The organism is Janthinobacterium sp. Bl 1 (genome assembly GCF_058215535.1).
Genome location: NZ_CM177086.1, coordinates 2426664 through 2440996 on the forward strand (window position 1 = coordinate 2426664; position 14333 = coordinate 2440996).

The window sequence follows — 14333 nt, forward strand, 5'->3', positions numbered from 1 at the left end:
AGCCCGTTGTGCTCAATGGCTGGTCAGCCATCAACTCATCAGAAATCGACGGTGGCCGACAGCCACAGACGGCGTCCGTCCAGGCTGTTGACATAGCGGTTGGCGTAGTTCAAGGTCGGCGCCGGTGAACCGCGGTACGGCTGGTAGTCGATGAAGTCCTTGTTGAGCAGGTTGTACACGGCCGCGTTCAGGGTCACGCGCTTGTTCAACTGGTAGCTGGTGCCCAGGTGCAGCATGGTGTAGCCCTTGTAGTCGCCCAGCGCAGCCTTGGCGGCGCGCGTGGAAGCCGAGGTGCCCGGATCGCGGAAGCGCTCGCTGCGGTACTCGGCGCGCAGCCAGCCGTTCCATTCGCGCGAGATATCCCACGAGAGGCGCGCATTGACGGCGTGCTTGGGCGTGTCGCTCAAGGGCTTGCCCGCGTTGCTGCCGCTCTTCTGTTCGCTTTCCGTGTACGTGTAGTTGGCGCTGGCCGACAAGGTCTTGCCCAGCGGGAAGCGCGTGTTCAGCTCGACGCCGCGTGTGACGGCCTCATCCACGTTGACGGACTGGCCAAACGCGTCGACGTTGGGCCAGTTGCCGAAGCTGACGCAGCCTGGACGGTTCGGCGACGGGCGGTAGTCGCAATTGACGAGGCCGGTGCCCGTCGTGATCTTGTCCTTGAATTCGTTGTTGAACAGGGAGCCGCTGGCCGTCCAGCCGGCCAAGTTGTCGAAGTAGGCGCCGATTTCCGTGGTCGTGCTCGTTTCCGGCTTCAAGTCCGGGCTGCCGACGAGGGGGATCGTGCCCTGGCCGCCGAAACCGTTGATGCCGGGCGACAGTTGCTCCACGCGCGGCGTCTTGTAGCCCTTGCTGACGCCGCCCTTGACGGTCCAGCTCGGCGTCGCGTTCCACACGGCATACGCGCGGGGGCTGGTCTGGCCGCCGAAGATGCTGTGATCGTCATAGCGGGCGCCGAAGGTCAGCGCGACGTTCTCCAGCACCTGCCATTCGTCTTCCACGAACAGGGCTTTTTGCGTGAATTCGAATTTTTTCGGCGCCACGCCATCCGTCATTTCCGCCTTCCACCATTGCGCGCCGACGGTCGCCATATGCTTGCCTAATGGCATGACCAGCTTGGTGTCGAATACCTGGCTTTCCACTTCCAGCGTACGCGCGCTGCCGGCGACGGCACCGGGCGTGCCTGGCGGAATCGTGCGGCCCAGGGTTTCCGTCTTGTTCACCATATAGCTGCTGTCCAGGGTGCCGAAGCCGAAGCGGCCCGTGTGCGACAGGGTCCACTGGTCACGGTTATATTTTTGTTCCGGGCCGTAGCCGCCTTGCACGGTCTTGGTGCCGAGCTGGCCGTTCGAATTGTCGTAGGTCTGGCGGCCCGCGTCCGCGTCGAGGATGACGGTGTGGTAGCGGTTCGGCGTGAAGGCCAGGCGCGCGCCAAAGTTTTCAATGTCCGCACGCACGGGGTTCGCGCCCATGCTGGCTGCCGTACTCCCGCCGGCCGCATTCGGGGAGCGGATATCGGCCGCGTCGCGGCGCTGCTTGCTGCCGCGCAGGGACAGGCCCAGCAGGTCGGTGGCGATGGGGCCGCTCAGGTAGAAGCGGCCGCTCTTGACGTCGCCAAAGTCCGATTCCTGCTGCACGGTGTAATCGGCTGAAACGGAACCCATCCACTGCTTGCCCACCTTGCGCGTGATGATGTTGATCACGCCGCCCATGGCGTCCGAGCCGTACAGGGTCGACATGGGGCCGCGGATGATCTCGATGCGCTCGATGGCGGCCAGCGGCGGCATGAAGCTCGTTTGCGTGCCGCCGAAGCCGTTCGGCGTGACGTTGCCGGCCGCGTTCTGGCGCCGTCCGTCGATCAGCACCAAGGTGTAGTCGCTTGGCATGCCGCGGATGCTGATGTTCATGCCGCCCGTCTTGTCGCCCGCCGCGCCCACGTCGATGCCTTCCACGCTTTCCAGCGCCTGCGTCAGGTTGCCGAAGCGCTCCTTCGACAGTTCCTGGCGCGTCAGCACCGTGATCGAGGCAGGCGCCTGCTTGATATCCTGCTCGAAACCGGAGGCGGAGACCACCACTTCCGGCATGCTGGCAGGCGCGCCCGTCTGGGCGTGCGCCGGCAGGCAGGACAGGGCGGCCAAGGCCAGGGCCAGGGTGGTGGGACGCGGCAGGCGCGCGCGGCGGGTGCTGTTGGACATGCAAACTCCTGAGGGTGGATGAGTTATTGGCGTATGTTGCTGTGCAGGCTAATGGGAATCATTGACGCAATAAGAATCATTTACAATTGCGCCCATGGCTACCCAAAAAATATTTCGCTCCGGATCTTGCGCAGAAGTTCTTAAGAGATTCTTAACGGCTGGCGGCGGCGTGAAAACCTGGTCCTTGCGGCGCACCCTGCTGGCCGTGCTGCTGGGCCTGACCCTGGCCCTGTGGGTGGGCAGCGCCGCCATCGTGTACGTGGAAGCGCGCCGAGAAAGCCAGGAATTGTTCGACCAGTCGCTGATCGAGACGGGTCATCTGCTGCTGTCGCTGGTGGAAAAGGATGCGCGCAAACACGGCTTGACGGGGCCCATCGACGTGCCGCTGCGCGGCCATCCGAATCCCCACCAGTATTTGCTGTTCAAGGTGCGCGACGCGCAGCAGCGCGTGCTGTACCGCAATGACGCGGCGACCGACATCGCCCTGTCGCGCAGCGCGCCGGACGGCCTGTCCTGGACCAGCATAGCCGGCCAGCGCTGGCGTCTGTTTTCGCTATGGGATCCGCAGCGCAGCCTGCAACTGCTGGTGGCCGAGCCGACCAGCCACCGCGACGACATCAGCCGCGGCTTCTTTTACCGTATCGCGCTGTTCGGCCTGCTGCTGGTGGCGCTGGCCACGATTGCCATCTGGTGGAGCATCCACCGCGTGTTTCGCGTGCTGCAGGCGTCGGCCGATGAAGTGTCGGCGCGCACGCCCGATGAACTGGCCGACGTCAGGCTCGCGGGCGCGCCCGCCGAGCTGCATCCGTTGCTGCTGGAAATTAACCGCCTGTTCGGCAGGGTGCGTCAAAGCCGCGACAACGAGCAGCGCTTCACGGCCGATGCGGCGCACGAATTGCGCACGCCGCTGGCCGCCATCAAGACCAATCTGCAAGTGCTGCAGCGGGCCCGCAGCGCGGACGAACGCGAGGAATTCATCGCCGCCCTGGGCGCCAGCGTGGAGCGCGCCACGCGCCTCGTCAACCAGCTGCTGGCGCTGGCGCAGCTCGATCCGCAGTCGCACGCGGAGACGGCGCTGGCGCCGGGCGACCTGACGCACTTGCTGGCGCAGCAGGGCGCCCAATGGCAGGCGCTGGCCGCGCCGTATCGGTTGTCGCTGAACGTGAACATGGCGCCGGCGCCGTGTGCGCTGCATGCGGACAGCCTGCAGCTGCTGCTGCGTAACCTGGTCGAGAATGCGCTGCGCTACACGCCTGCCCCGGGCGTTGTCGCCGTCAGCTGCGGCGTGGAAGCGGGGCGCAGCTATGTGCGCGTGGCCGATACGGGACCGGGCATCGCGCGAGGAATGCACGAGCGCGTGTTCGAACGCTTCGTGCGTCTGGGTGGCGCACAGCTGCCCGGCAGCGGCCTGGGGCTGTCCATCGTGCGCCGCATCGCCGAACGGCATGGCGCGGACATCGTCCTTGGCGAAGGGCTCCAGGGGCGGGGGCTGGCGGTGACCGTCATGTTTCCATGACGGCCCCGCCAGGGCAAGGTGCTGAGACCGACTTTATAGCGACTTCAGGAAGGCCAGCAGCGCGTCGCGGTCCGTCTTCGACAGGTTCTCGAAACGCTGGCGCGCCTTGGTCCCTTCGCCGCCGTGCCACAGGATCGCTTCCGTCAGGCTGCGCGCGCGGCCGTCATGCAGGTAGCCGGCCTTGCCGCCATTGCCCATGACTTTTTCCGTGTAGCCGATGCCCCACAGGGGCGCCGTGCGCCACATGCTGCCTTGCGCCTGGCCTTCCGTGAAAGTGTCGGCCAGTTCGGGGCCCATATCATGCAGCAGCAGGTCGGTGTAAGGGCGGATGGTCTGGTTGCGCAGTTCCGCGAACAGATGTCCGGCGCCCGTCTTCATTTCCACCGTGTGGCAGGCGGCGCAGCGCATGCCCTGGAACAGCTTCGATCCGGCGGCCACCTGCTGCGGGTCGACCTTGAGTTCCTCGATCGGCGCCACGCCTTTCGGGAAACCGCTGGCGATGCTGCGCTGTGCCGGCACGGCCACCAGGGCCAGGTATTGCGTGATCGACTGCAGGTCCGCTTCCGAGATGCCCGGCTGGGCGCCGCCCGCCGCGCAGGCTGCCGGTCCCGCCATGCAGGCGCGGTTGCGGTACACGGGCGAGGTGACGGCCATGTCCAGCAGCAGCGCGTCGGCGGCCTGGTGGCGCAAGGTGGCTTTCGCGGCCTTCCAGCCGAAGCGGCCCAGGCGCACGGCGCCCGTCTCCGGTTCATACACATAGTTGGGCAGCCCCATGACGCCGTCGGCATCCGGCGTGCTGCGCGCGCGCGCCAGGATGTCGGCTTCCGGCACGGCTTCCAGCAAGCCCGTGCCTATCATCGGCGGCGCCGCGCGCAGCGAGACGATTTGCGGCACCGGCCCTTCGAAGGCCAGGGTTGGCTTGCGCAGTTCGACCTGCGTGCCATCGGCCAGGGCAGTCTTGCGTGTCGTAAAACCGCCCACGCTGACGCTGTTGCCCCAGTTTTGCGGCACGCCGGACGGCGACACGGCATTCATCTGGATCGCCGTGCCGTATTGCGGATGCGGCACCTGCTGGCCCGCCGCATTGATGCTGGCGACGCGCACGGCCATCGTGTCGAGGCGCTGGTTCACAGCCATCGGCGCGGGGCTGCGGCCATTGTTGACGTGGCAGGCGATGCAGGCCGACTGGCCGTAGCGCTGTCCCTGCAGGCCGACGGCGGGCGCGTAGCGGTCGTTGCCGCCTTCGTTGTGGTCACCGGTGGTGAAGTTGGTGTGCACCAGGCGGCGACCCTCGACAAAGCGCTGCATGTTCTGCATGCCGATGTTGTTGTGCGGCTGCTGGAACATGAACAGGGCATTGTCCGAGTAGTTATACGACACGGAACCGAGGCCGCCGGACAGCGTTTCTTCCGGCAGGGGCACGCCATTGAGGCGCGGTTGCACGCCATACCACGGCCGCAGCCCTGCGCCCACGACATACGTCCATTCGTACGAGTAGTAGCGGATGCCGCCATCATCGCCTTTCGAGGCCATCGCGGCGGTGGTGGAAAACATCGATGGCGACACTTCGATGATGTCGCCGGCCGTCAGTGCGCGCGCCTTGACGTCGGTGCCATTCGGCATGCCGGCGGCATCGAGGCCGCCATGGCCCGGGTACTCCTTGATCAGCAAGGTGCAGGCGCCGTTGATGCCGTTGGCGTTAGTCAGCCTGTCGTTGGCCGGATAGGCCATGGGCTTGCAGACGGGGACGTTGCGGTCCACCAGTTCGCCGGGCGACATCCAGCCGTAGCCCGTCACGCCGGGACGGTCGAAGCCGCGGAAGAAGGCCACGCCGCCGGAGAGGAAATCGACGGTGGTGTACTGGTTGACGATCAAGGTGGGCTTGGTGACGCCGCTTACCTTGCTGTTGTCGATGATTTCCACGCCCCAGGTGCGGTTCTTGAAGTACTGCGGCACGAAAGTCAGGTAGTTGCCCGGACCCTTGTCTTGCGGCAGACCCGTGACGGGATCGACCGTTTCATTCGGGCCGTAGCCGATCTCATTCCATTCCTCGCCCCGCTCGCGGCCATGGCGCGCCAGGCCGCGCGCGCCGAAGCGCGTCACCAGCGTGCCGTCGGCGAGCGTGAATTGCAGGCTTTCCAGCGGCTGGGCGGCGGCGGGCAGCGGCGTCCAGCCGGCACCGTTGGCGGGGAATTTCAGCGCCGACGTCGTGGTCGACGGCAGGCTGTTGTCGCTGCCCGGCGTCTTGAAGCTTACTTCCAGCAGCGAGTAGCCGTACTGCGTGGCGCGCGCCACGCCCTGCAGGCGGATGTAGCGGGCATGGATGCCCAGGTTGAAGAATTCCTCGGTGCCGCCGTGGCCATTGCTCACGTAGCGCACTTGCGACCAGTTCTGCCCGTCGTCGGACACCTGCAGCGCGTACTGTTTGCCGTACGCGTTTTCCCACAGCAGTTTCATGTAGCCGACGGGCGTCTTCGCGCCGAAGTCGAACTGTATCCAGGCGCTGTCCTCGAACTTGCTGGCCCAGCGCGTGCCCGTCTTGCCGTCGATCGCCATGGCGGCCGACATGCCGTTGTTTTCCACGGGTGAGGAAGTGGCGGCCACGGGCGAGATGGCCACGCCGGGCTGGCCCGGATCGATGGTGACCGGGGGCGGTTCGGTGACGGGCGGCGTCACGGGCGGCAGTACGGGTGTGCCCGAAAATGCCTGGATTTCAAAGATGGAGTAACCATATTGGCCCGCGCGTTTGACGCCCTGCATGCGCAGGTAGCGTCCTTGCGCGTCGAACCCCGTGATGTCCTCGATGCCGCCCTTGCTGTCGCTGACGTTCTGGATGGTGGTCCAGTGTGTATTGTCGTCCGATACCTGCAGCAGGTAGGCGCTGGCGTGCGCGTTTTCCCAGGCGATATGCACACGGGTGATGCGTTGCGAGGCGCCAAAATCGAGGGTCAGGTATTCGTTGTCGGAGAACGCGCTGCCCCAGCGCGTGCCGTCGTTGCGGTCGATCGCGGCGCTGGCCGACAGGTCGCCCCGTTCCGCCGAGCTGGCCGTGGCGGCGACTGGCGTCAGTGCCGTATCGGCCGATGTCTGCGCCAGCAGGTGCTGCGCCATGGCGGGCGTGGCCGGCTTGTCGCCGCCACCGCCGCACGCCGCCAGCAGCAGGGCCAGGGCCAGCGGCAAGCGCCGCCTGGAAAAGTGGATAAAGCCGGTCTGGTGCTGCCGGGGCCGAAGCAGGGATGTGTGCATGCGATCTTCCTTGTTTTTATTGATGATGCAAGATTGGTCAGACTGGCTATCTCCGCATCCCCGCCTGTGGTGTTGCGTTTGCCTCACCGCCACGGCGGCGCCTTGCGGGGCAAAGATAGGGGAATGGTTTAATTGCTGTGTGGCAATATTGTTCTTAAGTTATAGAAGCACATACTGCATGTCAAGAAGTCTCGTGCGCTTGTCATCAACTGTTCATATAGCCCGGATTTTTTGCACTATGCTGGTGCGCAAGGTGAGTAAAAATGTGCGATGGCATGAATAAAATTGGCTATGTCACCGTTAGATGTGGAAATGCACCCAGCGTTGCTTTCAACAGCGTTTCCGGTGAACGGATACGCCTGGCGTCGAGTATCCAACGCCATCCCAGATAGTTCGGCAGGTAGCGCGTCGCCACGCCGTGAAACGGCCCCATCCATTGTCGCAAACGGCTGTGATAGGCGTTGACGTTCTGCACGTGGGCGGCGCCCTGCACGCGGATGCCGGCGCGCAGGTTGACGGCCTGGTGGCTGATCCCCGCTTCCCTGGCGAAGGCCCGATAGGCTGCATGACCATCGGTGACCAGCAGCACATCCTTGTCGATGACGGGCAACAAACAGTGGTGCAACTGCGCCTTGGTTAGCGCTCCTTTTCCCGTGACGAAATCGAGGGTCTGTCCCGTACGGTCGCGCGCCACCAGGATGCAAACCTGTTCGTTCGATATGCCGCGTTTATGAGCATGGCCGCCCCGGCGGCGGGGCGGACGCGTCATGTTTCTGGATCCCTTTTCCGATTCCAGCAGATATAACTCGTCTGCCTCGGCGATGCCGTGCAGGCCATGGGGCCGATCCGTCTTTGCCAGCGATAAAAACCGGTGGCGCCAGCGAAACGAGGTGTTACGGTGCACGCCCAGTTGGCGCGCGGCCTTGCGCACGGAATCCGATGCCAGCAGACAATCGGCGTAATCGAGCCACAGCGCCTTGTGGCGCAAGCGCGCCAGCGGCGTGCCGGTGAGTGCATTGAAGGTGCGGCCGCACGGCACGCAACGGTAGCGCTGCAGTCCGTGCGCATGACCATGCCGGTGCAGGTGCGCGGAGTCGCAGGCGGGACAGGCCAATCGCGGCTGCGCCACATTTTCCAGCAGCGCGACGGTCGCGTCGTGTGGCGCGTTGCCATGCAGCAGGGCAATGCCTGCCTGCCGCTGGCGTCTGCTCAAACGAGCAAACTGCGCAATCAAGGTGATCCATTCGGCTGGCCGCATGATCTGCTCCTGCAGGGTAAGTATGCAGAGTCAGACAAGACATCCGAGGGAAGATTCCGGCATTTCCCCTACTTGCCGATGACAGAGCCATAAAATTCAAGAAAAAAATGCATGGCGCGCGACGGGAATGCGGTATCTTCCTGAAATGCCTGCCGCCGACGCGTCCCCTTTTTTTGAGGAAGAACTGACCTTGCCAATTCCGCCCGCCGCACCGATACTCGCGCCGCTCTCCCTGGCCGCCGCGCGCGCCTTGCACCTGGCCGCGCAGGGCTTGCTGCAGGCGAGGCGTAAAAAGGCCGTGAAGGCCGACGTGCTGGCCGCCATCCGCCAGATGGGCGTGCTGCAGATCGACACCATCCATGTGGTGGCGCGCAGTCCCTACCTGGTGCTGTGGAGCCGGCTGGGCGACTATCCGCAGCCCTGGCTCGAGCAATTGCTGGCCGAGGGTGCGCTGTTCGAATACTGGGCGCATGAAGCGTGCTTCGTGCCCATCGAAGACTATGGCTTGTACCGCCACCGCATGCTGGACCCGGCCGCCATGGGCTGGAAGTATTCCGTCAAATGGATGGCCGAGCAGGGCGAGGCCGTCGCTTCCGTGCTCGAACATATCCGCGCCAACGGCGCCGCGCGCTCGGCCGATTTTGAACGCACGGATGGCCAGGCGGGCGGCTGGTGGAGCTGGAAGCCGGAAAAGCGCTCGCTCGAAGTCTTGTTTACCTCGGGCGTGCTGATGATCGCCAAGCGCCATCAGTTCCAGCGTTATTACGACCTGGCCGAACGGGTGTTGCCGGGCTGGCACGACGGCCTGCTGCCATCGGAAGCACAGGTGCGCCAGCGCCTGCTGCTGGCCAGCGTGAAGGCGCTGGGCCTGGCGCGCGCCAGCTGGATCAGCGACTACTTCCGCACCAAACAGCCGCGCGCCAGCCTGGCGCACGATTTGCAGGTGCTGGTGGACGAGGGGGCGCTGCTGCGCTGCACGGTAGCTGGCTGGGACGATGCGGTTTACGTGCATGCCGACCACGCGGAACTGGCGCGTGCTGCCGCCGCCGGCAAGCTGGCGCCCACCCTGACGACGATTTTGTCGCCGTTCGATCCCGTCGTGTGGGACCGGCGCCGCGCCCTGGAATTGTTCGGCTTCGACTACCGGCTCGAATGCTACACGCCCGCTGAAAAACGCCGCTATGGCTATTTCACCTTGCCGATCTTGCGCCGCGGCGCGCTCGTGGGGCGCCTGGACGCGAAGGCGCACCGCGCGCAGGGGCGCTTCGAAATCAAGTCGCTGGCGCTGGAAGACGGCGTGCGCGTCAGCCCCCGCCTGGTGCAGGACGTGGCCGGCGCCGTGCGGCGCCTGGCGCTCTGGCATGCCTGCCCGGATATTGAGATAGCCCAGGCGCAGCCGGCCGCTTTTGGCGCGCTGCTGACCGAGGCGCTGCACGACGGCGGCGCCGCCGCAAGGCAGGCCGCATGATGCTGCCGCCGGCTCCTCCCACACTGCTCGACGCCGACGGCCAGCCATGTTTTGGCCGCTATACGGGCCAGCTGGACGATTTCGACTGGGCCGCGCTGGCGCCGCCCTATGCGCGCGGCGGCCTCTGGCGCTTGTTCCACCACAAGCGCTGGCATTACGTGGCCCTGTCGACACCTGCCGTGTTCTGCGGCGTGGCCATCGTCGACCTGGGCTGGACCAGCACGGCCTTCGCGTATGCCTTCGACCGCCACAAGGGCAAGATCGTGGCCAGCTTTTCGCAGGATGGCGTGCCCGGCCTGTGCGCATCGGTGGCACCGCATGCGGGCGCCAGCAGCCGTTTCCGTTTTTTGTCTCAAAAAATCAGCATCGAGGCCCAGCCCCAGCAGCGCTACCGTTTGCGGCTCGATTGCGGCCATTTCGGCATCGATGCGGAATGGGGCCCGCCCGTGGCGCCCACCTTGCTGGCCATCGGCCCCGTGGGCGAGGGCGGCAGCGTGCATGCGACGCAAAAGTCGGGCGGTTTGCCCCTGTGGGGCACCGTGCGCTGCGGCGCCGTCGGCTACAGTTTGGACGACGGCGTGGCCAGCTTCGATTATTCGAACGGGCTGCTGGCGCGCGAGACGGAATGGCGCTGGGCTTCGGCGCACAGCCTGGACTTGGGATTCAATCTGCAGGCCGGCTATTTCGGCGCGCATGAAAACGCACTGTGGCTCGATGGCCAGCTGTATGCGCTGGGCCGTGCGCATTTCGACTTCAATCCCGACAACCCGCTGGCGCCGTGGCATGTGTGGACGGACGACGATTTGCTCGACCTGCACTTCAAGCCGGAAGGCGCGCGGCGCGAGGACAAAAACCTGTGGATCGCCGCCAGCCGCTACATCCAGCCCATCGGCACGTTCAGCGGCTGGGTGCGCACCAGCGCGGAGTCTCCCAAGCGCATCGTGGCGCAGCTGGCGGGCGTCACGGAAAGCCACCGCTCGCGCTGGTAGGCGCGTGATTTTTTGCGAAACGCGTGACAAGGTCAAGTTTTTTTGGCAACGCATCCTATACACTGGGACGTGACCAAGCCGCTCCGGCAAACCATGAGGCCAGAACATGAGTATCCGTAATCTCGACAAGCTGTTCAAGCCGGCCTCGGTGGCCCTGATCGGCGCCACGGCGCGCGAGCGCAAGCTGGGCGCCATCGCCCTGTACAACCTGCTGGGCGGCGGCTACCAGGGCGAGATTTGGCCCGTCAATCCCAAGTACGACGAGCTGATGGGCCTGAAATGCTACCGCAAGCTGGCGCACTTGCCGAAGGCGCCGGACCTGGCCATCATCTGCACGCCGCCCGCCACCATCACGGCCCTGATCCGCGAACTGGGCGCGCTGGGCACGCGCGCGGCCATCGTCATGACGTCGGGCCTCGATCCCGTGCGCGAGCAGTCGCTGCGCCTGGCCATGCTGAAGGCGGCAAAGCCGCATTTGCTGCGCATCCTGGGCCCCAACAGCATGGGGCTGCTCGTGCCGAAACTGGGCTTGAACGCCAGCTTCGCCCATGTCGGCGCGACGAGCGGCAAGATCGCCTTCGTCTCGCAATCGGGTGCGCTCGTGTCGGGCGTGCTTGACTGGGCCAACGCGCACGGCGTGGGCTTTTCCAAGTTCATTTCGCTCGGCGCCAGCTACGACATCGATTTTGGCGACCTGCTCGACTACCTGGCCGGCGACATCGACACGGCCGCCATCCTGCTGTACATGGAAGATATCCAGGCCGCGCGCAAATTCATGTCCGCGGCGCGGGCGGCCGCGCGCAGCAAACCCGTGATCGTCCTGAAAGCGGGGCGCGAGGCGGAAGGCGCGGCCATGGCGGCCTGGCACACGGGCGCGCTGGCCGGCTCCGACGCCGTGTACGACGCGGCCATCCGCCGCGCCGGCATGCTGCGCGTGTATTCGGCCGAAGAACTGTTCGACGCCGTGGAAACCCTCACGCACATCCGCTCGCAGCGCGGCGAGCGCCTGGCGATCCTGTGCAACGGCGGCGGCCTGGGCGTGATGGCGACCGATGCGCTGGTGAGCAGCGGCGGCAAGCTGGCCGAGCTGTCGCCCGATACCGTGATCGCGCTGGAAAAGGCGCTGCCACGGGGCTGGTCGCACGACAACCCCGTGGGCTTGCCCGGCGACGCGGCCGTGCAGCGCTATGCCGACGCCATCAAGCCGCTGCTCGACGAGCCGCAGGCGGATGCCTTGCTGCTGCTGCACGCGCCCACGGCCATGGTCTCGTCGATCGACATCGCCGAAGCCGTCACGCCGCTGATCAAGGCCACCTCGCGCACGGTGCTGTCATGCCTGCTGGGCGGCACCACCGTGGCGCCCGCACGCCAGGTCTTCAACCGGGCCGGCATTCCCACCTACGACACGCCGGAAAAGGCCGTGCATGGCTTCATGCAGATCGTGCAGTACCGGCGCAACCAGGAAACCCTGATGCAGGTGCCGGCGCAGTTGCCCATGTCGGCCATGCCGCGCCGCGCGCGCGTGCGCGAAATCGTCGCCGCCGCGCTGGCGGCCGGCCAGACGGTGCTCGGTGAATGCCGCTCAAAAGAGATTTTGGCCGCCTACGGCATCCCCGTCGCCACCACACGCATGGCGGCCGACGTGGAAGAGGCGCTGGCCGTGGCGGCCGACATCGGCTATCCCGTCGCGCTGAAAATCCATTCGCCCGACATCGCCCACAAATCCGACGTGGGCGGCGTGGCGCTCGACCTCGACACGCCCGACATCCTGCGCACGGCCGCCGCCGCCATGCTCAAGCGCGTGCGCCGCATGCGCCCCGACGCGCTGATCGACGGCTTCACGGTGCAGCAGATGGCGCGCCGGCCGCAATCGCATGAACTGATCGTCGGCGTGACGACCGACGCCGCTTTCGGCCCCGTGATCCTCGTGGGGCAGGGCGGCATCGCCGTGGAAGTGACGGCCGACCATGCGATCGGCCTGCCGCCGCTGAACATGGTGCTGGCGCGCGACATGCTGGCGCGCACGCGCGTGTCGAAACTGCTGGCCGGCTACCGCAACCAGCCGCCGGCCGACATCGACGCCATCTGCTACACGCTGATACAGGTGGCCGAACTGGTGGCCGACATCGGCGAACTGGCCGAACTCGACATCAACCCGCTGGTGGCCGACGCCGATGGCGTGATCGCCCTCGACGCGCGCATCCGTTTGCAACCGGGCCAGCAGCGCGACCGCCTGGCCATCCGCCCGTATCCGCAGGAACTGGAAGAGCCGGTGACGTGGATGGACCAGCCGATTTTGCTGCGCCCCATCCGGCCCGAAGACGCGCCGCAGCACATGGACCTGTTCCACGCGCTGGACCCGGACGACGTGCGCCTGCGCTTCTTTACGTCCATGCGCGAGCTGCCCGTGTCGCAGCTGGCGCGCCTGACACAGATCGATTACGACCGCGCCATGGCCTTCATCGCCACGCACACGGGGCCGGACGGCAAACCGGAAACCCTGGGCGTGGTGCGCGCCGTGGCCGACCCGGACAACATCCACGCCGACTTCGCCATCGCCGTGCGCTCGGCCCTGAAAGGCAAGGGACTGGGCCACATCCTGTTTGAAAAGCTCGTCGACTACTTCCGCAGCCGCGGCACGGAAGCGCTCGTGGGCGAGGCCATGGCGCGCAACAAGGGCATGCAGCGGCTGGTGAAAAGCTTTGGCGGCGACGTCACGCCATCGGAAGAGCCTGGCGTTGTCAATCTGCATATCGGCTTGCGCGCGCAGTAAAGAAAGCGCGGCTGGCCCGCCGCGGGTTTGTGCAGGATCAAACCGGCCGCTGTCGGTAGTCTTTACACTTTCACTTCCAGGATCAGATATCCAGCCCATTTTCGGGAGTGAGTGCATGCTTACGGCAACATATATATTGGTTTCCCTGTCGGTGGAACAGGCCAGCATCCGCATGAGTCTGCTGGCTTTTCAGAAATACATGCATGTGCAGCTGCGCCACCAGAGCAGGCTCAATCTGGCCCAGCTGCAGTATGCGGGCGACTGGCTGAGCCGGCTGTACCAGGGCGGCTACTGGCGCAAGGTAGAGATGTATCTGATCCCCGCCATCCGCCAGGCCGCGCCGCATGCGGACGGTTTGCTCAATGAGCTCAACGGCTTGAACCATGCGGCGCTGGAAAGCATCAACGTCGTGCAGCAGCGCGCGGGCGCCGCCATCGACCATTCCGAATTGCAGGCCGAGCAGCTGTGCGCCGCCATCGACGCCTTTTGCGCGGCCTTGCTGCAGCGCCTGGAAAAAGAAGAGCGCGAGCTGTTCGCGCTGGCGCGCAAGGTCATCGTCGGCGAAACATGGTTTGCCATCGCTTACCAGTTCCTCGCCCACGATGCGCGCGCGCAGGAAGCGCGCCGTGGCAAGGCGCAGGTGCTGCCCTTTGTTTTGCCGACAGCGGGCGGCAGCGCCGAAACGATAGCGGATGGCACAGAGTCTGCATCGCCCGTGCCGCCGCAGCCGCTGCGCGCGCAGGCTTGAACGCGGAGCGAGCGCACACCCCGTTCACCCGTTTGCGCCGGGGCCTCGTCCGTGGTTTTGCACTGGCGCTCTCATAGGAGAAATGCCAGCTTGCTTACTATGTTACTGATTTGGTAACTTGTACATACCTGTCCGATGCAATA

8 protein-coding genes are annotated in these 14333 nt (G+C 65.6%); 5 read left to right on the forward strand and 3 right to left on the reverse strand.

Features of this window, described 5'->3' with window-relative positions; translation table 11 throughout:
- Positions 1–38: 38 nt before the first annotated feature.
- The gene (locus AC4BCN_RS11055; protein ID WP_490493295.1) at positions 39–2192 is read right to left on the reverse strand and encodes a TonB-dependent receptor domain-containing protein; all 2154 of its coding nucleotides are present in this window, start codon (positions 2190–2192) and stop codon (positions 39–41) included.
- 169 nt (positions 2193–2361) lie between these two features.
- Here AC4BCN_RS11055 and AC4BCN_RS11060 point away from each other — a divergent pair, with 169 nt between their 5' ends.
- Entirely contained in the window at positions 2362–3708 is a 1347-nt protein-coding gene (locus AC4BCN_RS11060; protein ID WP_490493296.1) for a sensor histidine kinase, read from the forward strand.
- A 33-nt stretch (positions 3709–3741) separates the two neighbouring features.
- Here the strand turns inward: AC4BCN_RS11060 and AC4BCN_RS11065 are convergent, their stop codons facing one another.
- Together AC4BCN_RS11065 and AC4BCN_RS11070 are read right to left on the reverse strand one after the other, a co-directional pair.
- A complete protein-coding gene (locus AC4BCN_RS11065) occupies positions 3742–6954 on the reverse strand; it encodes a di-heme oxidoredictase family protein (protein ID WP_490493297.1) in 3213 nt (1070 codons plus the stop codon).
- Positions 6955–7243: 289 nt separating this feature from the next.
- On the reverse strand, positions 7244–8212 hold the full coding sequence (locus AC4BCN_RS11070; RefSeq protein WP_490493298.1) for an IS1595 family transposase: 969 nt from the start codon (positions 8210–8212) through the stop codon (positions 7244–7246).
- Positions 8213–8402: 190 nt separating this feature from the next.
- Between AC4BCN_RS11070 and AC4BCN_RS11075 the strand changes: the two genes are divergently transcribed.
- The 4 genes from AC4BCN_RS11075 to AC4BCN_RS11090 all read left to right on the forward strand — a co-directional run bounded on the left by AC4BCN_RS11075 (position 8403) and on the right by AC4BCN_RS11090 (position 14190).
- Positions 8403–9680 carry a winged helix-turn-helix domain-containing protein gene (locus tag AC4BCN_RS11075; RefSeq protein WP_490493299.1) on the forward strand — a complete coding sequence of 426 codons (1278 nt, stop codon included), beginning with the start codon at positions 8403–8405 and terminating at the stop codon, positions 9678–9680.
- Complete coding sequence (locus tag AC4BCN_RS11080; protein ID WP_490493300.1) at positions 9677–10669, forward strand: DUF2804 domain-containing protein; 993 nt, start codon at positions 9677–9679, stop codon at positions 10667–10669. The genes AC4BCN_RS11075 and AC4BCN_RS11080 overlap by 4 nt, the downstream gene beginning before the upstream one ends.
- 106 nt (positions 10670–10775) lie before the next feature.
- The gene (locus AC4BCN_RS11085) at positions 10776–13442 is read left to right on the forward strand and encodes a bifunctional acetate--CoA ligase family protein/GNAT family N-acetyltransferase (protein WP_490493301.1); all 2667 of its coding nucleotides are present in this window, start codon (positions 10776–10778) and stop codon (positions 13440–13442) included.
- 115 nt (positions 13443–13557) lie between these two features.
- Positions 13558–14190, forward strand: coding sequence for a hypothetical protein (locus AC4BCN_RS11090; protein ID WP_490493302.1), 633 nt, complete (start codon positions 13558–13560; stop codon positions 14188–14190).
- Positions 14191–14333: the final 143 nt, after the last annotated feature.

What these genes read in the sequence shown, in the direction of transcription:
- AC4BCN_RS11055 (WP_490493295.1), bottom strand. Translation starts at nt 2,192, where the DNA reads ATGTCCAACAGCACCCGCCGCGCGCGCCTGCCGCGTCCCACCACCCTG.
- AC4BCN_RS11065 (WP_490493297.1), bottom strand. Translation starts at nt 6,954, where the DNA reads ATGCACACATCCCTGCTTCGGCCCCGGCAGCACCAGACCGGCTTTATC.
- AC4BCN_RS11070 (WP_490493298.1), bottom strand. Translation starts at nt 8,212, where the DNA reads ATGCGGCCAGCCGAATGGATCACCTTGATTGCGCAGTTTGCTCGTTTG.
- AC4BCN_RS11080 (WP_490493300.1), top strand. Translation starts at nt 9,677, where the DNA reads ATGATGCTGCCGCCGGCTCCTCCCACACTGCTCGACGCCGACGGCCAG.
- AC4BCN_RS11085 (WP_490493301.1), top strand. Translation starts at nt 10,776, where the DNA reads ATGAGTATCCGTAATCTCGACAAGCTGTTCAAGCCGGCCTCGGTGGCC.
- AC4BCN_RS11090 (WP_490493302.1), top strand. Translation starts at nt 13,558, where the DNA reads ATGCTTACGGCAACATATATATTGGTTTCCCTGTCGGTGGAACAGGCC.